Below are 19,566 nucleotides of genomic sequence, written 5' to 3'. Positions count from 1 at the left end.
CAGCGTGATCGTGCAGACCGCGCTCAGCCCATCGCAGCTCGGTGCCGAGCTCGGGCAGACGAAGACCTCGCCGCCGAGCGGCGTGGTCGCCGCGCCGCCGACCGCGCTCACGCCCACCGTCCAGGTCACCGTCTGGCCCGCCTGCTGGTCGTCCGCCGGCGTCGATGCCAGCGTGGTCGCCGTCGCACGCTTGGCGATGCCGAGCGTCTCGCTGTCCTCGCTCGGCACGTCGTCCGCGTCGCCGGCGTAGGCCACGCGCACCGCGTAGTCGCCCGCCAGCTGCAGGGCCGTCGCCGGAATCTCGCAGCTGCCCAGACCCGTGCCGGTATCGAAGCTCACCGGCCCACAGGCCGTCGGGCCCGCGCCGTACTCGACGGTCACCGCACCGTCGTAGGGCTGCACGCCGCCCGTCACCGCGAAGCTCACCGTCACCGCATCGCCCACCTGGGCCGTGCCCGAGGCCGGCGCGAAACCGCTGATCTCAGTCGTGGTGATCGCGCGCACCACCGTATAGGTGATCGTGTTGCTGGTGCTGCCGGCCACGTTGATGGCATCGCTCGGCACGAACGTCGCGCTGATCGCGTTGCTGCCCACCACCGAGAAGCTCAGGTCGCAGCTCTGCGGCATGGTCTCGCCGCCGGTCAGCGTGACCGCGCAACCCGCGGTGTTGTCGCCGCTCACCGTGAGCGTGCCCGCCAGCGGCGCCACGCCGTTGGTCATCGTCAGGTCCAGGCTCACCGTCACGAGCTGTGCCGCGTCGATCGGATCGACCGTGTTGCCGCTCAGCACCAGCGCCGTCGTCGCCTGACTGATCGTGTGGTTCAGCGGCGCCGAGCTCGCCTCGGCATCGGTGCTGTCGCCGGCGTACGCGCCGCTCAGGGCGTAGGTGCCAGCGTTGCCGTTCGGCAGCACGATCTCGCAGCTGCCGCTCGTGCCGGTCACCACACCCGTGCAGCTCGCACCGCCCGGCGCCGCCGTCACCGTGACAGCGCCACCGAAGCTGCCGTCGCCGCCGCTCAGCTCATAGCTCACGGTGTAGGCCGTGCCGTAGTAGTGCGGGCTCGGCGTGCTGCCGCTCAGGCTCAGCGTCACCGGAATGCCCACCACCGTCACCGCCGCCGTACCCGAGTTGGCGCCGCTGGCCAGGAACTGGCTGTCGCCGCCATAGGTCGCGGTCAGCGTCTTGCTGCCCTTGCTGGCGAAGCTCAGCTCGCAGCTCGTCGCCGGCAGCGTGATCACGCAGCCCGTGGTGTCGTCACCGGAAATCGTGATCGTGCCCGTCGGCGTGCCCGCGCCCGGCGCCACCGCCGCCACCGAGGCCGACACCGTCACCGTCTGCAGCGCCTCCGGCGTGGCCGGAACCACCGCATCGATCATCGTCGCCGTGGAGGCCTGGACCGTGGTGTGCTCGGCGTCGTCGTCCGAACCCACGAAATCGTCGTTGTTCAGGAAGAAAGCAAAGTAGGTCTCCGTGCCCACCAGACGCGCCGGCGCCACGAACTCCGCCGTCGCCGTGTTGCCCGCACCCGCCGTCAGCGTCACCTGGCCAAGCACATCCGAATCGCGCGTGAACAGCACGCGTCCACGCGGTGGAAGCGTCGAAGGCGCATCGGTGGTCACCGTCGCCGTCAGACGCACGCCCTCGCCCGCCACGCTGTTCGCATTGCCGGTCGCCGACTGCGTCGAAAGCACGGTCACGGTGGGCGCGGAAGACACCGTCACCGGATCTGCCTCCGTCGGGCCCGAAGCATTGAAATCCGCCGTCGCCGCATAGCTCAGCTGCAGCGTCTTCATGAGCGCCGCCTTGGCGGCCGCCGCACGCTTCGGATCCGGATCGGCCACCGCCGACAGCAGCTGCGACGTGTTGTTGACGCCGGTAAAGACCAGCGTGCAGCTCGTCGCCATGTCCCAATCGATCGTGCAGCCCGTGCCGGTCTCACTCGTCGTCACCGTGACATCCGGCGCCGCCGTGCCATCGCCTGTCACCGGGCCCACTGCAGGTGCCACCGCGGCCAGGCTCACTGTCACCGTGATCGGTTCGCCCGCCACGGCATCACGATCCCCCGAGGCATCCACCACCACGCTCGAGATCGCGACATCGCCGCGAGCCACACTGAAGGCGAAGCTGGGGGAAGTGCTCGCCGAATCATTGAGATCGCCCGGATAGCTGGCCACCAGCTGCGTCACCAGGTCACCGGGTCGGAGGGTGCCTTCGGGGACGCTGCAGCTGCCGGTCGCCACGCCCGCGCTGGGTGGCTGCAAGCTTGCGACGCAACTCGTCACCGTGCTGTTGTCCGCTCTGCGCACGAAAACGGTGACGTCGCCCTGGGGATCCGCGCCCGCCACCTGCACATCGACACTGAAGCCCTGATTGCTGCGGGCCTCGGCACCGGCGCTGGTCGAGACCACGGCCGCTGCTGTCGGCGCCGGGTTGATGGTGACGCCAAGACTCGCCTGCGGCGCGGCGAGATAGTTGCCATCGCCGGCCTGATCCGCCAGCAACAGGCAGGTACCTGCGCTCAGTTGAGTCACGGTGCTCCCGGACACCGAACAGATCGCAGGCGAATCCGAACTCAGCACCACCGGGTTGCCCGATCCACCGCCGGTCGCGGTAACGCTGAAGCTGCCTCCCGCGCTGTAGGTCTGAGCGCCGGGATCATCGATCGTGATGGCTTGCGAAGCCTGCTGGATGGTCAGCGACTGGCTGGCCTGCGGCGCGGCGTTGTAGGTGCCGTCGCCGGCCTGGTTCGCGTTGAGCGTGCAGGGGCCCGCCGCCTGGATCGCGACCGTGGCCGGACTGGTCGCATTGACCGAGCAGGTGGCGCTGGCCGAGGTGATGGTCACAGGCAGGCCGGAGCTGGCGGTCGCGGTGGCGATGAAGCTGCCACCCGGGCTGTAGGTCTGGTTACCGGGGTTACTGAAGCTGATCGTCTGGTCGAGCTTCAAGGTGGTGAAGCTGATTTCGGGGCCATAGGCAGTGCCCGCGGAGTTGGTGGCGAAGGCACGCACGAAGTAGGTCACGCCGGGGGCAAGCCCCGACAGGTTGGCGCTGTAGCTGCCAAGGGTGCCGCCCACGACGACCACGCTGTTGGCCGTGGTCGGGCTGGCCGAAGTGCCGAACACCAGGCCGCGCTGGGTGATGGCTGCGCCGCCGTCCGCGGTGACCGTGCCGCCCGAGGTCGCGCTGGTCTGGGCGATGCTGCTGGCCGCGTCGGTCGCGCTGACCGTGGGCGCGCCCGGCGCACGCACGACCGTGAGGGTATAGGGCTGGGTCGAGCCGTTTTCGGCGACGCCGAGCACGGTGATGGTGTTGTTGCCGACGTTCAGCGCGATCGGGCCGGAGGCTGTACCGCTGGTCACGGCAACGCCGTTGACGCTGACGCTCGCGGCCGCGTTGGTCACCGTGGGAGTCACCGTGATGCTGCTCACCGCGTTCGCCACGTTCACCGTGTAACTGAAGACGCCGCTGGAGAACACGGGCGACAGGCTGCCCTGGCTGGTGGCCAGGCTGCTCAAGGTCGCATCCGAACTCGCCTGCACGTATGTGTTGCCAACGGTGTCGATGGGCTCGTAGCGGTTCTGGAAGTACCAGGTCTGGATGTCGTGGGTTTCCCAGGAGCCGCCGGTGGCCGCGGTGAAACCGATGAAGGCCTGATTGGTGCCGAGGATCGAGGCGAGGTTGATGCCGCTCTTGTTCAGCACCACGGGCGCCGCAGCACGACTGTTGTTGCCGTGCACCCGCACTTCCATGGTCTGGTTGGCGCCGTTGTAGTCGACCCAGACGTGATAGGTGTTGCCGTTGGCGAACTCGTTGCCGTAGGCCGCGTAATACCCCTGCGCCGCGGTGTAGACGTTGTGGCTGACATCGCCGTTGATGTCGATGGCGACATGATTGGGATCGGCGTCACCTCCGCCGTTGACGAAGGTGTCGAACTCGACGGCGATGCTGTTGTTGATGCCCTGATAGCCCAGTCCACCACCCACCGTAACCGCGCTGTTCGACGAGGTCTGCACGGTGAAGGTGAGGCCATCCGCACCGTCGCCGCCCGGGTTCAGCATGCGGAAGGTGAAGTAGCTGCTGAAGCTGTAGTCCGCCCCCAACTGGACACGACGGTTGTTGAAGGCACTGCCGGCCTGACTGCTGGCCGCTTCGGTGAGCCGCAGTTCGGTGCCGTTGATATAGGCATTGCCGTTGAAGTTCAGCAGGCTGCCGGCACCCGCGAAGCTCTCGTAGAAGAAGGTCAGCGGAATCGGGCCGCCCTTGGGCTGCGCCGGCCGCGACGGCTCGGCGGCCGCGGCGAACAGCGGCGCCAGGAGCAGCAACAAGGCCAGCAGGCAGCGCGAGAACACGGAGCCGTCGACGGATTCGATCGTCGAAGCGAGCGGAGCGGGAAGGCGAGAGCGCATAGGGAAACCCGTGGCAGTGAGCGAAAGCGCGCGCGGCGCGTGGCCGCTGCCAGCAAGTTCTGTTCCGGGCTGAAGATTCCCCTGGGCGCCCTGGCCGCCGTCCAGCCTTTCAAGGCCTGGGCTCTGATGCGAAGCCGCTGGCGAGGCGCCAGCTGAGGCCACGACGCGAGGCGCGTCAGAAAGCCGTCGCCTGCTGCTGGCGAGCGCGCCATCGGTGGTGACGGGCATCGAATCGGGGGCAGGCCCGGCCTGTCACTTCGCAGCCGTCTCATCGACATCCCGCAGCGCGCACGAGTGCCTCGTCGCGCACGGCAGCGCAGGGCGCGACCACGTCAGCAACCGGCCAAGCGGCCCCTGCCCCGGCGCAGGAGTTCAGAGCACGGCTTTCAGCGATCGCGCGAAGTGGCTGAGGTTCGCAGCCGACAGCCCCGCGATGTTCATGCGGCTGCTGCCGACCATGTAGATCGCATGCTCGGTCTTCAGGCGCTCGACCTGCTCGGGCGTGATGCCGAGGAAACTGAACATGCCGCGCTGGCGTTCGATGAAGCTGAAGTCACGCGCGACACCCGCCTCGCGCAGCGCCTGCACCATGGCGCTGCGGTAGTGGTTGATGCGGCCGCGCATGGCGGCGAGTTCGTCCACCCACTGCGCGCGCAGCTCGGCGTCTTCGAGGATCTCGCGCACCAGGATCGCGCCGTGCGCCGGCGGCATGGAGTAGACGTTGCGGATCGCCGACAGCAGCTGCGAGAAGGTCGCCTGCGTCTGCTGCGCGCTGTGGCCGATCACGCTGACGGCGCCGATGCGCTCGCGGTAGAGGCCGAAGTTCTTCGAGCAGGAGGTGGCGAGCAGCAGCTCGGGCAGGCGCCGCGCCAACAGGCGCGGGCCGAAGGCATCGGCCTCGAGCTCGGTGCTGAAGCCCTGGTAGGCCATGTCGACAAAGCACAGGAAGCCCTGTCTTTCGGCCAGCTCGGCCACCGCCTGCCAGTGCTGCGCTTCGAGATCAACGCCGCTGGGGTTGTGGCAGCAGGCGTGCAGCAGCACGACGTCACCGGCAGGCACCTCCGCCAGCGCGGCCAGCATGGCCTCGGCGCGCAGCGACTGCGTCGCCGCGTCGTAGTAGGGGTACTCGCGCACCTTCAGCCCCGCGGCCTTGAACACGGAGGGATGGTTGCCCCAAGTCGGGTCACTGACCCACACGGTGGCCTCGGGCCGCGCCCGCTTGATCAGCTCGGCGGCGACGCGCAGGGCGCCGGTACCGCCCGGCGTGTGCGCGGTGGCCACGCGGCCCTCGGCCAGCGCCGGCACATCGCCGAGCGCGAGCTTTTCCAGCGCGGCGTTGAAGCCCGGATCACCGGCCATGCCGATATACGTCTTGCTGTCCTCGCGCTCGGTGCGGCGGGCTTCGGCGCGCTTGACGCAGGCCAGCACCGGCGTGTGCCCGGCTTCGTCCTTGTACACGCCGACGCCGAGATCGATCTTGTGCGGCCGCGGATCGGCGCGGAACGCGGCCATCAGGCCCAGGATGGGATCGGCGGGGGCGGGCTGCAGCTCGAAGAACATCGCGAAAGCTCCGGGGAAGTCGAGCCCGGAAGGATAGGCGCTCGCTGCTGGCGCGACCAAGGGCGGTTGACGCATATGGCGCCCGCGCGCGCTGGCAGCGCGCCGCCACGACTGCAGTCATGTGAGGGGAGAACGAACGCGCAGCAGAACCGCATGCTCGCTACCATCCCCCCATGTCGAGCTTCCCCGCACGTCCTTCCCCCCTTCCTCCCGGCACCTATCTGGTCGGAGGCGCCGTCCGCGATCTGCTGCTTGATCGCCCCGTCGGCGAATGCGACTGGGTGGTGGTTGGCAGCACGCAGGCTGCGATGGAGGCCATGGGCTTTCGCGCGGTCGGCGCCGATTTCCCGGTATTCCTGCATCCGGTCAGCGGCGAGGAGTACGCGCTGGCGCGCACCGAGCGCAAATCCGGACGCGGCTACCGCGGTTTCGTTGTCGATGCCGACCCCTCGGTCACGCTGGAGGACGATCTGCAGCGCCGCGACCTGACCCTGAATGCCATCGCGATGGCCCCGGACGGTCGCCTGGTCGATCCCTGGGGCGGCCGCGCGGACATCGAGGCGCGCCTGCTGCGCCATGTGTCGCCGGCCTTTGCCGAAGACCCGGTTCGGATCCTTCGGGTGGCGCGCTTCGCCGCCCGCTTCGCGCCGCAGGGCTTCCGGGTCGCCGCCGAGACCCTGGCGCTGATGCGGCAGATGGTGGCGAACGGCGAGGTCGATCATCTGGTGCCGGAGCGCGTGTGGAAGGAGCTCTCCCGCGGCCTCGCCGAGCCCGCCCCGCAGACCCTGCTGCGCGTGCTGCGCGAATGCGGCGCGCTGGCCCGGCTGCTGCCCGAGGTCGACGCCCTCTACGGCGTGCCGCAGCGCCCCGAATACCATCCCGAAATCGACACCGGCCTGCACATCGAGCTGTGTCTGGAGCAGTCGGCGAAGCTCAGGCCGGGGGACACGCAGGTCGCCTTCGCGGTGCTCGTCCACGACCTGGGCAAGGCGCTGACGCCCGCCGAGGAGCTGCCCAGACACATCGCCCACGAGGAGCGCGGGCTCGAGCCGATCCGCGCGGTCTGCGAGCGCCTGCGCGTGCCTGTGGACGCCCGCGACCTCGCCCTGCATGCCTGCCGCGAGCATCTGAACGTGCATCGTCTGCACGAGATGCGCGCCGCCAGCATCGAGGCCCTGATCCAACGCTGTGACGGCTACCGCCGGCCCGAGCGCATCGCCCAGATCGGCTGGGTCTGCGAGATCGACAAGCGCGGCCGCGCCGGTCTCGCCGACCAGCCCTACCCAAACCGCGAACGGCTCGACCGCTGCCACCGCGCCGCGCTGGGTGTGCAGGCCCGCGACCTCGACCTGTCAGGGCTCAAAGGCCCGGAGGTGGGCGAGGCTCTGAAGCGCGCGCGAGTCGCTGCCATCTCGGCTGTGATCGCCAGCGACGCCCCGTCATGAACTCCGAGGCCCTGCGGACATGAACCTGCACCACGCTCTGCGCGGCCTGCTGCGCACGCCCGTTTTCAGCATCACCGTGGTGCTGACCCTGGCGGTGGGCATGGCCGCTGCGACCGCGATGTTCGCGATCGTGTACGGCATCCTGCTGGCGCCCCTGCCCTTCCGCGAACCCGAGCGTCTGGTCAGCATCGGCTGGGAGAGCGCACGGCAGCCGGCGCTGGCGCAGCCGCTGGTGCTGCAATCGATCTATCGGTCGGCAAGCCAGATCGAGGCGGTCGGTTTCTATCGCGGCGGCCAGGGCGAGTCCAACCTTCGCGACGAAAGCAGCGATGCGCCCGCCCAGCGCATCCGCGCGACCTGGGTCGGCCCGGGCACACTGGACCTGCTCGGCGTCGCGCCGCTGCTCGGTCGTTTCTTCACTGACGACGAACACCGCATGGACGGTGGCGGTGCGGTGATTCTCAGTGAAGCCGAATGGCGGGCCCGCTACGGCGCCGATCCGACGGTGCTGGGGCGAACCCTGCTGATCAACGAGGTGCGCCGCGAGATCGTCGGCGTCATGCCCGCGCGCTTCGCCTTTCCCTCGGCAGAGACGCGCCTCTGGCTGCCGGGCCGGCTCAGCGCCGATGCAGCGCTGGGCGACTTCTCCTACGCCGGCGTGGCGCGGCTCAAGCCCGGCGCCTCGCCGCAACAGCTGCAGCAGGAACTCGGCGTCCTGCTGCCCGGACTGGCGACCGCCTATCCCCGCCTGCAGGCGGGTGGCCGCACCCAGGACTGGCTGGACACGCTGCAGCCACAGCCGCGGGTCGCGCTGCTGCACGACAGCCTGACCCGAGGTGCCGAGCAGACGCTTGGTCTGCTCGCCGCGGCCGGTGGCCTGCTGCTGCTCGTGTCCTGGGCCAACGTGATGAACCTGATGCTGATCCGCGCCAACAGCCGCCGCGCCGAACAGGCGATCCGCCAGGCGCTGGGCGCCCATGGCCTGCGCGGCCAAGGACAGCAGTTCGCCGAACCCCTGCTGCTGGCGATGGCAGCAGCCGCTCTCGTACCGCCGCTGGCCGCGATGGCCGTGCACGTGTTCGCCGCCTTCGCTCCGCCCGACCTGCCGCGACTGTCCGGTCTCGGCCTGAACCTGCCAAGCCTCGGCGTCGGCGCCGCCCTCGCCTTGGTCAGCGCCCTGCTCTGCGCGGCCTCCGCGCGGCTGCCTCTGCGCGCCGCCTCGCTGTCGCAGCAGGCCAGCAGCGCGAGCGGGCGCGCAAGGACGGCGCGAGTGCAGGGCGTCGTGGTCGCAGCGCAGTTCGCGGTGGCGCTGGCGGTGACCGCCGGTGCTGTGCTGTTGCTGCGCTCGGCGCAGGCGCTGCAGCAGATCGACCCCGGCTTCAGCACCGCGGGCGTGACCACGCTGTGGACCCAGCTGCCGTTCGCCCGCTACGACGAAGCGTGCGGCGTCGCCTTCTACTCGGCCCTGAGCGCTCGGGCGCGGGAATTGCCGGGCGTGGAAGCGGCCGGACTGGCGCAGCGGCTGCCGCTGGCGGGCGGAGAGCCGCTGCAGCAAACCCTGCGCGCGGTCGGTGGCGACCGCCTGCTCAGCCTGCCGATCAACGCTGTCGACGATCACTACTTCGCAGCGCTGCAGATCCCCGTGCTGGCCGGGCGCGGCTTTGCCCGCAGCGAACACGAACAGGTCAGCAACGTGGTGCTGAACCGGTCCGCTGCAAGCGCACTGTTCGGCGATGCGGACAGCGCCGCGGCAGTCGGACGACAGCTTGCGCTCGACCCTGATGGCCCGACGTACACGGTGGTCGGCGTGGTGGCAGATGTACGCGACCGCAGCCTGACCGCGCCCCCGCAGCCCACCCTGTATCGCCCGCCGCTGCCAGCGCTTGATCCGCAGCGGGAGCCCGCCGCTCCCCGCAGCCTGGCCCTGCTGCTGCGTTCGCAGGACGCCGCCGCCACCGAGGCCCTGGTCGAGTCGATCCGCGCCATCGTCCGCGAGCTCGACCCCGGCGTCCCGGTGTCGACTGCGGAGTCTCTGCAGACGATCAGCGACGCTTCGACCGCAGCGCTCTCGCTGGGGCTGCGGCTGCTGAGCGCCGCCGCCGCGCTGGCGCTGCTGCTCGGCAGCCTGGGCCTGTATGGCGCGATGGCCTACACGGTCGCGCTGCGCCGTCGGGAGTTCGGCGTACGCGCCGCGCTCGGCGCGGCTCCCCTTCGCATCGCCCGTCTGGTCATGCTGCAGGCCATCAGCCTCGCTGTGATCGGTATCGGCGCCGGGCTCGGCCTGTACGCCCTGCTGGTACCGTCGCTGCGCAGCCTGCTGTACGGCGTCGGCAGTCTGGATATGGCCAGCCTCGCTGCGGCCGTTCTGATCCTGCTCGTCACCGCGGTGCTCGCCGGCGCGCTGCCTGCACGGCAGGCCGCACGCATCGCGCCGATGGAGGCGCTGCGACAGTGAGTGCGCCCGCCAGGCCCTCGGGACACGCGTGAGTCCCGGCCGGGCGGAGGCGGTCGCCGCCGGGCCCATGGCTGAATGGGGGGGTCGCCGGGCTCGTCGCGTGTGGCCGCCTCGGTCCGCATCCCCGATCGCCCGCTTCGCCCAGCGCGCTCGGTCACGCCACAGCGCGTGGATCCGCGAGCCGCCTCTTCGCCTTGTCGCTCCCGAGTCGCGCGGCCTACCCCGGCATCCACAGCTTCTCCAGCTGCGGAAAATTCCAGGTTTCGGGCGATTCGATGCCAGCGATGCGGTCGGCGCAGTTGGGCGATGCGAGGTCGAGATCGCGGATGAACACCGGCTCGCGCTTCTTGGCGTTGAAGAAGATCCGCACCTTGGGCGTCAGCAGCGATTCGTCGTGCTGCTCCGTGACCACGGCCAGCAGGTCGGACTGCAGCCGCACCAGCGCGCCGACCGGATAGATACCGATCGATTTCACGAAGGCGTTGAACACCTGCGGGTCGAAGTGACCTTTCCAGGCGGCCATGCGGCGCACCGATTCCGCCGGGCTCCAGGCCTTCTTGTAGGGACGGTTCGAGCTGATCGCATCGTAGACGTCACAGACCGCCCCCATCCGCGAGAGCAGGTCGATGTCTTCGCCAGCCTGGCCGTGCGGATAGCCGGTGCCGTCGTACTTCTCGTGGTGATGCAGGGCGATCTCCAGCGCCGCCGCCGAGGCGGCACCGCCTTCCTTGAGCATCTCGTAGCCGCGCACCGGGTGCGCCTTCATGATCCGGTACTCATCGTCGGTCAGCGCGCCCGGCTTGTTCAGCACCTGCAGGGGCATGGCCGCCTTGCCGATGTCGTGCAGCATGCCGCCGATGCCGGCCTCGCGGATCTGCTGGGCGGGAAGGCGCAGCTGCCTCGCCAGCGCGATCATCAAAGCGCACACCGCGACCGAGTGCAGGTAGGTGTAGTCGTCATGGCGCTTCAGACGCGCGACGCTGATCAAGGCGTCCGGGTTACGGGTGACCGACGCGCTGATCTCCTCCACCAGCGGCTCCACCGCCGAGGGGCTGACCGCCTTGCCCATGCGCGCCTCACTGAACAACTCGACCATCTTCTCCTTGGCCGCAAGACAGAGTTTCTGCGCGGACTGCAGTTCGGCTTCGATGGCGCGCTGAGCACGGCGCGGGGGCGCGGGCTTGATGGGCGCCGCAGGGGGCTGCTCCAGGGAATCCGCGTGAGCTTCGGTCGCGTTCTCGGCCGTGGAGTCCCCAGGCGCTTCGCAGGCGCCTTCGCTCGGCGCGTCCTCGTCCGTTTGAGCGTCATCGCCCGCTTCCTGCGCGATCGCCTCCGCGGGCTCCGCCACCGGACCGTCCTCCTCGGCCGGGTCCTGCGCTTCCGCTGCTTCGACCCCTGGCGGCGGCCAGCCGGGGCAGTCCAGGCCGCGTTCGGTGTCGATCAGCAATTCGGCCACGCCGCCGCGCCGAAGCACGTCGATCTCCTGCGCGGTCAGCAGGAAGGAATGCCGGAAGAACACCGGATGGGTGCCGTCGCCACCGAGGCGATGGAACCACATGCCCGGGCGGGCGAGACGGATGGGAATGGCCTTGATCATGGCCGAAAGGGCGCACCTGGGGGCAGGACAGCATGGGCGTTGATGCAAGCGGCGGGCCGCGGCCCGCGCGCTAGTCGCGGCGCGATACCGTCAGCAGGCCGCGCAGCGGCGAAACGCCCGCCAGCAGGCCAAGACCGGCGCCAAGGCCGTTGGCGAGGGCGTCCATGAGGTCAAAGCTGCGGACGCCGCCCGCGCCCTGCAGGAATTCGAGCGCCAGTCCGAAGCCGGCCAGCCCGATACCGGCCACCAGCAGGGTCCGCGCGCGCCGGCACAGCGGCACGCAGGCGAATCCGGCCAGCGCGTAGCCCAAGGCGTGCCAGAGCTTGTCGTAGCGCCCCGGGTCCAGCGGCAGCTCGGGCGGCGGCAGCAGCGACAGCAGCGCGATCAGAGCCAGGTAGAGCGCGAGGCCGGTGATCCACAGCGGACGCAACCAGGCATGGCGCCGCGCGAGGCGGGCGGCCGGGCTCACAGGCGGTGGCTCAGGTCGCCAAACGCGAACTGCGCCTCGCAGTCGACATCGCGCACCAGGCCCATCACCTGGAAACGCTCGCCCATCTCGGCGGGCAGGATCAGGCGCTTCGACTCCAGGGCCAGACGCTGCTGGCTGATCGCATCCGTCGCGCCGGCCTCGACGTGCTGCTGCAGGCCGTTGTTGAGCAGGAAGGCCGCTTGGCTGCAGTAGCCGGCCAGCTCGAAGCCGGCGTGCTGGCCGGCTTCCGCCAGCGCGGTGAAATCGACCGAGGCGGTGATGTCGGTGAGGCCGGGCAGATGAAACGGATCGGCATGCACGCGGTGGCGGTAGTGGCAGAGCAGGGTCCCGTCCGAGCGCTCGGGCAGGTAGAACTCCGAACGCGGATAGCCGTAGTCGACGAACAGGGCCAGGCCCTCGGCCAGCGACGCGCAGACCGCGTCCAGCCAATAGGGCAGCTGCGGCAGCAGCTCACTGGTGTAGCCCCCCTCGAAGCCGCGGCCCAGGCTGCGCTCCAGATGGCGCACCGCGCCGCCGACCAGCATGTCGGCGGGGCGCTCGCAGAAGCGCAGACCCGCGTCGGTGCGTTCGACATGCTGCTCCATGACTTCGCCGGCACGCATCACGAACCGGGAAGCCGGCAGCGCATCCAGGACTTCATTGGCGAACAGCACGCCGACCCAGTCCTCCTCGGGCAGGCGGTCCAGCCAGCGCAGCCGCCCGAACAGCTCGGCGGGAAGCTCGGCCTCGAGCCGGGCGCGCTGGCGCTCGCGCAGGTCGGCGCTGGGCTCCAGGATGCGGTACTCGGCCGGCAGCGCATGGCGCGCGGACAACGCCGGCAGCACGTGACGGGCGAAGGCACCGCTGCCGCCGCCAAGCTCGAAGAAGCAGGCGGCCCCCTTGTAGCGGCGAAGCACCGGCGCCGTGGCTTCGGCCACGCAGGCCGCGAACAGGCCGCCCAGCTCGGGCGCGGTGATGAAGTCGCCGGCCGCACCGAACTTGGTGGCGCCGGCGCTGTAGTAGCCCAGCCCCGGGGCGTACAGGGCCAGCTCCATGTAGCGCGAGAACGGAATCGCGCCGCCACTGCGCGCGATCTCGGCGTGGATCAGCGCGCGCAGACGTTCGCTGTGGGCCTGCGCCTCGGGTGCGGGCGCCGGCAGGTCGAGGGGGATCATGGGCGGTCTCGTGATGGAATCTTCAGCGGCCAACATCGACACTGCGGCCAGACCGCACGAAGGATACCCCGATGTCTGCATCCACCCCGCGCGCTCCGGTCGCGCTGATCACCGGCGCGGCGCGCCGGGTCGGCGCGGTGATCGCGCGCCGCCTGCACGCCGAAGGCTACGACCTCGCCCTGCACTACCGCAGTTCGACCGACGCGATGCTGGCGCTGGAGCAGGAGCTGGAGGCCGCCCGGCCAGGCAGCGTGCTGGCCATTCGCGCGGAGCTCGCCGAGCCCGGCGCGGCGTCCTCGCTGGTGGCGTCGACGATGGCGCGCTTCGGTCGTCTGGATGCGCTGATCAACAACGCTTCGAGCTTCCATCCGACGCCGATCGGCAGTGCCACCGAGGCGGACTGGGACGGACTGTTCGCCAGCAACGCGCGCGCGCCCTTCTTTCTGAGCCAGTCCGCCGCAGCGCACTTGCGTGCCACGCGCGGCTGCATCGTCAATCTGGTGGACGTCTACGCCGAACGTCCGCTGGCGGAGCACACCGTCTACTGCATGGCCAAGGCCGCCCTGCTGATGATGACCCTGTCGCTGGCGAAAGAGCTGGGGCCCGAGGTCCGCGTCAACGCCGTCGCACCGGGCGCCGTGCTGTGGCCGGAGACCGGCAAGCCCAGCGCCGAACAGCAGGCCCTGCTCGACAAGACCACGCTGAAGCGCCCCGGACGCCCGGAAGACGTGGCCGAGGCCATCGCCTACCTGCTCCGCGCCGAGTACACCAGCGGGCAGGTGCTGCGGGTGGACGGCGGGCGGGCGCTCAACATGTGAGCGCCGGGATTCGGGATTCGGGATTCGGGATTCGGGATTCGGGATTCGGGATTCGGGATTCGGGATTCGGGATTCGAAAAAGCGTGCGGCATGGGGTGGGCCCTGGCCCACCGTGCGCCCCACACCCGCCGCGCTTTCGCGTGGACGACACGACAGCTGCCGCTTTGCTGCGACAGCCGTCGTTTCAACGGGGCCGCGGGGAACCGACCTTCGGTCGATTCCCCACTCCCGATTCCCTATTCCCTATTCTCGGCCCTCAAGAATCTCATCCGCCAGATGGTTCGCGTCGTACACCTTGCGCAGGGCCTCGATCATCGCCGCCGAGTGCACGCTGACCGCGCGGTTGATCCGGGCGTCGTACCAGAAGGCGCCACCCAGGCTATGGATGTTGCCGTCGAACACCAGGCCCACCACCTCGGCCTTGGCATTGATCACCGGGCTGCCGGAGTTGCCGCCGATGATGTCGTTGGTGCTGACGAAGTTCATCGGCAGATCAAGGTTCAGTTTCTCGCGCGAGCTCTCCCAGCTCGGCGCCAGCTTGTACGGATCAGAGCCCGTCGCGCGTTCGTACAGGCCGCGGATGTAGGTCATCGACGGCACGGTCTCACCGCCCCACTCCCAGCCCTGCACGGCGCCATAGGACAGGCGCAGGCTGAAGGTCGCATCGGGGTAGACGCCGGTGCCCAGCTGGGCGAAGCGCGCGCGGGCGATCTTCTCGGCCGCCTGCTGGGTGACCGCCTGCACCTCGCGCTCGTAGCGCGCGCGCAGCTCGCGTGCCGCCGGGTCGACGGCACGCGCCAGCGCGATCATGGGGTCGTCGGACTTGGCAATGGCATCGGCACCGCCTTCCCACAGCGCACGGCGCACCGCGACATCGCCCAGCTTGGTGCCGCGGATCACGCGCTCGGCCAGCTGCTGCGGGCTGTCCTTGCCCAGCACCTGCCGCACGACCGGATGATCGGCGCCCAGCTCCTCGCGCAGCTTGGACAGGCTCCAGCCGAGCTTGACGATCTCGAAATCGGGGTAGAGCGGACGCTCGGCGAACAGGCCCTGCTCGACGCGCGGCAGGCCGGCCTCGCCGAATTCGCGCAGACGCTCGGCGTTGGGCTTGGCGCGCTCGTCGGCGCCACGCACCAGCGTGCGCGCCAAGCCGAAGTAGCCGGTGCGGAAGCCGCCAGCGCCTTCCAGCATGTTGAAGGCGGTCTCGATCTCGCGCGAAATGCGGGTGGCTTCGGCGATCGCCGACCAGGGGTCGCCAATCTCCTCGCTCAGCTTGGGATCGGCGGCGACGAAGGCCTTCAGCGATTCTTCGTCCTTGCGCTTGGCCTCGAACACGGCCGGATCGTTGAGCGTGCTCTGGCGGCCGCGCAGGGCCTTGAAGCTGTTCTCGACGCCGAACAGGTCGTTCTGGGCCTGCCGCGCCTGCTCCTCGCCGAGTGCGCCGAACTGCAGCAGCACGCCGCGCATCTCGGCCAGGCTCAGCAGACGGTTGATCAGGGACTGGTCGCGCAGCGCCTCGAGCTGGGCCACGGTCAGCAGGCGCTGGGTCGAACCGGGATGGCCGGTGATCATCACCAGCTCACCCTCCGCCGCGCCGTCCGGGTTCAGCGGAAAGAAGTCTTCCAGCGCGACCGGCTTGCCGTCTTCGTAGACGCGCAGCAGGCCCATGTCGAGGTTGTAGCGCGGGAAGTTGAAGTTGTCGGGGTCGCCACCGAAGAAGCCGGCCGCGAACTCCGGCGCAAACGCGAGGCGCACATCCTGGAAGCGGGTGTAGCGGTACAGGTGCTGCACGCCGCCCTGGTAGAGGTCGACCACATCGCAGCGCACGCGGTTGCGATCCTCACCCGCGCACTCGGCCTCGATCGCCGACTGCGCGGCGCGCTTGGCGTTGGCGAAGGCCTCACCCGACAGACCCTTGGTCGCTTCGCTGACGCGGCCGCTGACGTCGCTGATCGACTCCAGGCGGTTGATTTCGAAGTTGGGGCACTGGCGCTCCTCGGCCCGCGTCTTGGCGAGGAAACCGTCCTGCATCAGGTTGGCGTCGGCGGAGGACAAATCACCGATGCAGCCGACGATGCAGTGGTGGTTGGTCAGGACCAGGCCATCGCCCGAAATGAAGCTGCCCGAGCAGCCGCCGGCCAGACGCACGGACGAGCGCATCACCTTCTGCACCCAGGCCTCGGTCGGGGTGAAGCCGAACTCGGCCTGCATCTGCGCTTTCGGCAGGTTGTCGAGGGTCCACATGCCTTCGGCGGCAAAGGAGGGCGAGGCGATCGCAAGGGCAATGCTGGCGGCGATAAGGCGCATGGGGACTCCACAGCGGTGTTGGAAGCCCACGATTGTAGGCCGCTTGTGAAGGAGCGGATGTGCCGGAAGATTCCGCCCGCCCGTTCCAGACAGGCCTGAGGGCCGGTTCAGCGGGGCTCGGCGGCGCCCTGCGCGGCCTGCTCTTCGGGCAGAGCCTGCTTCTGCAGGCGGATCAATGACCACGCCGCGAGTCCCAGACCCGCGGCCAGAGCGGCGCCGGTCAGGAAGACCGCGGTCGAACCGAGCATGGCCAGACCCTTGTGCAGCCAGACGAAGGTGAGGTCGCCGGCGCGGTAGATCACGGTATCGATCACCGCCTTGGCCTTGTAGCGCGACTCGCGGTCGACGCGGGTATAGACCGTCTCGCGCGCCGGCTTGGCCAGCGAGAACTCGCCGGCGCGGGTCGCCACCTGCACGATCGCCACCAGCAGAGGCAGCGGTGCTGCCGCGAGCAGGCAGTAGCCCAGGAAGATCGCGCCAGCGGGGATCAGCAGCAGCGGGGCGATGCCGTAGCGCACCAGCAGGAAGCGGGTGAGGAACACCTGCACCAGGATGGTGGTGAGGTTGATCGCGAGGTCCAAGCTCGCGTAGTAGCTGGTGCGGGCTTCCGGTGTCGCGAAGTAGGTACGCGCGATCGCGGCCTGTTCGTTGTACAGCAGGGTGCCGACGCCGACGCCAAAGAACAGCAGCGCGGCCATCGCACGCAGCACCGGCCGCTCCCAGACCAGGCGCAGGCCGGCGAGGATCGAGCCGCCCATCGCCTCCTCGCCGGAACGCGTGCCGTCTTCGATCTCGCGCCGGCGCGCGTACGGCGCGAGGCGCACGATGCAGTACAGGCAGAGCCCGATCAGCGCGGCAGAAACCAGTAGCAGGTTGGCGACGCCGATCTGCTCGGCCAAGCTGCGTGTGATCACAGGGCCAAGGAATCCGCCCATCGTGCCTCCCGCACCGATGTAGCCGTAGAGCCGCCTCGCTTCGATATTGCGGAACACATCCGCCATGTAGCTCCAGAACACGCTGACGGCGAACAGGTTGAACACCGCCACCCAGATGAAGAACACCGTGTTCTTCCAGGCGTAGTCGCGGTTGAATATCCACCAGAAGCCGGCCAGGCAGGCGATGAAGAACAGATAGACCACGGGCAGGAACACGCGCCGCGCATAGCGACTGACGATGGCGCCGTAGATCGGCTGCAGCAGCAGCATGCAGATGAAGGTGCCGGTGAACAGCAGCTGCAGGTTCTGGGTACTGCCCATCGCGTCGCGCACGGGCCGGAGGATGTAGTAGCCAGTCAGCAGGAAGAAGAAGTACAGCGCGGCCCAGATCAGCGGCGGAAACTCGCGCAAGGCCCCGCGCAGCCCGGCGAGCTTGCCGAGGCTGGCGCCGGCGTCATCGCGTGCGCTCTGTGCGGACTTCACGGAAGTGGCTGACTGGCTCAAGCGGTTCTCGACGGGCGCGCCGCGGCCGCGGCGCGCGAACCTTAGCCGATCGCCCGCGCGCCTGCGACCTTGGTCGTGCAACGCTGCTTTCCGCGGCGCGGATCGAGTCTTTGCTCTAGACATGGGGTCTACGGTCCCGACACTTCGGAAAAACCCCGCAAACCCGCGCTGCGCCTCGCTGCAGCGCAGCATCAGGCCCTCTCATGTACGACTACATCATCGTGGGCGCCGGCTCCGCAGGCTGCGTGCTGGCGAACCGGCTTTCCGCCGATCGCGACTGCAAGGTGCTGCTGATCGAGGCCGGCCCGCGCGACTGGCATCCCTTCATCCACATGCCGGCCGGCATCGCCAAGCTGGTGGGCAAGAAGAACGCCAACTGGGACTACAGCACCGAACCCGAAGCCCAACTCGGCGGCCGCCGCCTGTGGTGGCCGCGCGGTCGCGTCCTCGGCGGCTCAAGCTCGATCAACGCCATGTGCTACACCCGCGGCGACGCCCGCGACTACGACGAATGGGAGCAGCAGGGCGCGCGCGGCTGGAACTGGCAGAGCGCCCTGCCCGCCTTCCGCAAGGCTGAAGGCAACACCCGCGGCGCCTCGGCCTTCCACGGCGCGGACGGCCCCCTCGTGGTCAGCGACCACATCCACACCAATCCGCTGTCGGATGTGTTCATCGAGGCCGCGCTGCAGGCGGGCCACACCCGCACCGACGATTTCAACGGCGCACGCCAGGACGGCTTCGGCTACTACCAGGTCACCCAGAAGAACGGCGCACGCTGTTCAACCGCAGTGGCCTATCTGAACCCGGCTCGCGATCGCACGAATCTCAGCATCGTCACCGGCGCGCAGGCCCAGGGTCTGATCTTCGAGGGGCAGCGTGCAGTCGGCTTGCGCTACCTGCAGGGCTCGAGTCTGCGCGAAGCGCGCGCGCAGCGCGAAGTCATTCTTTGCGGTGGCGCGCTCAACTCACCGCAGCTGCTGATGCTCTCGGGCATCGGCCCGGCCGAGCAGCTGCGTCGGCACGGCATCGAGGTGCGCGTGGATGCCCCCGGCGTCGGCGCCAACCTGCAGGACCATCTGGACATCTGCACGCTGACCCAGGCCAGCAACGATCTGAGCTACGACACGCTCTCCGACATCGCGGTGGCTTGGCAGTACTACCTGTTCCGCAAGGGCCCGGGCACCAGCAACGTGGCCGAAGCCGGGGGCTTCCTGCGCTCGCGGCTGGCCGCGGACGAGCGGCCCGACATCCAGTTCCACTTCGTCCCCGCCCTGCTCGACGACCACGGCCGCAATCGGCTCAAGGGCAGCGGCTACACCGTGCACGCCTGCTTCCTGCGGCCCAAGAGCCGCGGCCATCTCGAACTCGCATCGGCCAATCCACAGGACAAGATCCGCATCCACGCCAACTACCTGAGCGACGCCGAAGGCTTCGATCTCAAGGTGATGGTGGAGTGCGTGAGACTCTCGCGCGAGATCCTCGCGCAGCCGGCCTTCAAGCCGCACCGCAGTCACGAGCTGCTGCCGGGCGAGGCCGTGCGGGACGAGGCCGGCATCATCGACTTCATCCGCCGCAAAGCCGAGACGATCTATCACCCGGTCGGCACCTGCCGCATGGGCGAGGACGAGACCGCCGTCGTCGACTCCGAACTTCGCGTGCGCGGCGTCGACGGCCTGCGCGTGGTCGACGCCTCGGTGATGCCGACGCTCGTCGGCGGCAACACCAATGCGCCGACGGTGATGATTGCTGAACGTGCTGCAGCCTTCATCGCTTCGCGCTGAAGGCAGCAGCGCGTTGGGATTCGGGATTTGAGATTCGGGATTCGCAACAGCGCGCAGCACTGAGGCTGAGGCAAAAGGCGAAGGCTGCGTCGACGGGGTTGAAGAAACACATC

General features: G+C 69.3%; 11 protein-coding genes. 4 read left to right on the top strand and 7 right to left on the bottom strand.

Going from position 1 to position 19,566, the window contains the following annotated elements; genetic code table 11:
- Both BLP83_RS09930 and BLP83_RS09925 read right to left on the bottom strand, forming a co-directional pair.
- Positions 1-4,407: lectin-like domain-containing protein (locus BLP83_RS09930; protein WP_176764110.1), on the bottom strand; the 4,407-nt coding region annotated here is incomplete at its 3' end.
- Positions 4,408-4,779: 372 nt separating this feature from the next.
- On the bottom strand, positions 4,780-5,967 hold the full coding sequence (locus BLP83_RS09925; RefSeq protein WP_091242036.1) for an amino acid aminotransferase: 1,188 nt from the start codon (positions 5,965-5,967) through the stop codon (positions 4,780-4,782).
- A gap of 173 nt (positions 5,968-6,140) precedes the next feature.
- Here BLP83_RS09925 and BLP83_RS09920 point away from each other — a divergent pair, with 173 nt between their 5' ends.
- Positions 6,141-7,412: a multifunctional CCA addition/repair protein gene (locus tag BLP83_RS09920; protein WP_091242034.1), complete on the top strand. Its 1,272-nt coding sequence runs from the start codon at positions 6,141-6,143 to the stop codon at positions 7,410-7,412.
- Positions 7,413-7,431: 19 nt separating this feature from the next.
- Positions 7,432-9,867: an ABC transporter permease gene (locus BLP83_RS09915; protein ID WP_091242031.1), complete on the top strand. Its 2,436-nt coding sequence runs from the start codon at positions 7,432-7,434 to the stop codon at positions 9,865-9,867.
- 217 nt (positions 9,868-10,084) lie between these two features.
- On the opposite strand, the gene BLP83_RS09910 is transcribed toward BLP83_RS09915, so the two are convergent.
- The 3 genes from BLP83_RS09910 to BLP83_RS09900 all read right to left on the bottom strand — a co-directional run bounded on the left by BLP83_RS09910 (position 10,085) and on the right by BLP83_RS09900 (position 13,108).
- Positions 10,085-11,464 (bottom strand): cyclic di-GMP phosphodiesterase, encoded by a 1,380-nt coding sequence (locus BLP83_RS09910; RefSeq protein WP_091242029.1) that lies wholly within the window; start codon positions 11,462-11,464, stop codon positions 10,085-10,087.
- Between the two features lie 70 nt (positions 11,465-11,534).
- Positions 11,535-11,933, bottom strand: coding sequence for a hypothetical protein (locus BLP83_RS09905; RefSeq protein ID WP_091242027.1), 399 nt, complete (start codon positions 11,931-11,933; stop codon positions 11,535-11,537).
- Positions 11,930-13,108, bottom strand: a complete 1,179-nt coding sequence (locus tag BLP83_RS09900) for a class I SAM-dependent methyltransferase (RefSeq protein WP_245680004.1) — start codon at positions 13,106-13,108, stop codon at positions 11,930-11,932. The genes BLP83_RS09905 and BLP83_RS09900 overlap by 4 nt, the downstream gene beginning before the upstream one ends.
- 71 nt (positions 13,109-13,179) lie before the next feature.
- Here BLP83_RS09900 and BLP83_RS09895 point away from each other — a divergent pair, with 71 nt between their 5' ends.
- On the top strand, positions 13,180-13,926 hold the full coding sequence (locus BLP83_RS09895) for a pteridine reductase (protein ID WP_091242025.1): 747 nt from the start codon (positions 13,180-13,182) through the stop codon (positions 13,924-13,926).
- Between the two features lie 243 nt (positions 13,927-14,169).
- On the opposite strand, the gene BLP83_RS09890 is transcribed toward BLP83_RS09895, so the two are convergent.
- Both BLP83_RS09890 and BLP83_RS09885 read right to left on the bottom strand, forming a co-directional pair.
- Positions 14,170-16,233: a S46 family peptidase gene (locus BLP83_RS09890; protein WP_091242022.1), complete on the bottom strand. Its 2,064-nt coding sequence runs from the start codon at positions 16,231-16,233 to the stop codon at positions 14,170-14,172.
- A 107-nt stretch (positions 16,234-16,340) separates the two neighbouring features.
- Positions 16,341-17,795 (bottom strand): MFS transporter, encoded by a 1,455-nt coding sequence (locus BLP83_RS09885; RefSeq protein ID WP_143006630.1) that lies wholly within the window; start codon positions 17,793-17,795, stop codon positions 16,341-16,343.
- 80 nt (positions 17,796-17,875) lie between these two features.
- Between BLP83_RS09885 and BLP83_RS09880 the strand changes: the two genes are divergently transcribed.
- Entirely contained in the window at positions 17,876-19,453 is a 1,578-nt protein-coding gene (locus BLP83_RS09880) for a GMC family oxidoreductase (RefSeq protein ID WP_091242017.1), read from the top strand.
- The last annotated feature ends 113 nt before the right edge of the window (positions 19,454-19,566 follow it).

The organism is Aquimonas voraii, assembly GCF_900101825.1.
In the GTDB taxonomy this organism is placed as follows: domain Bacteria; phylum Pseudomonadota; class Gammaproteobacteria; order Xanthomonadales; family Xanthomonadaceae; genus Aquimonas; species Aquimonas voraii.
Note: the sequence above shows the minus strand (reverse complement) of the source record. Positions and strands in the feature narration are given on the sequence as shown.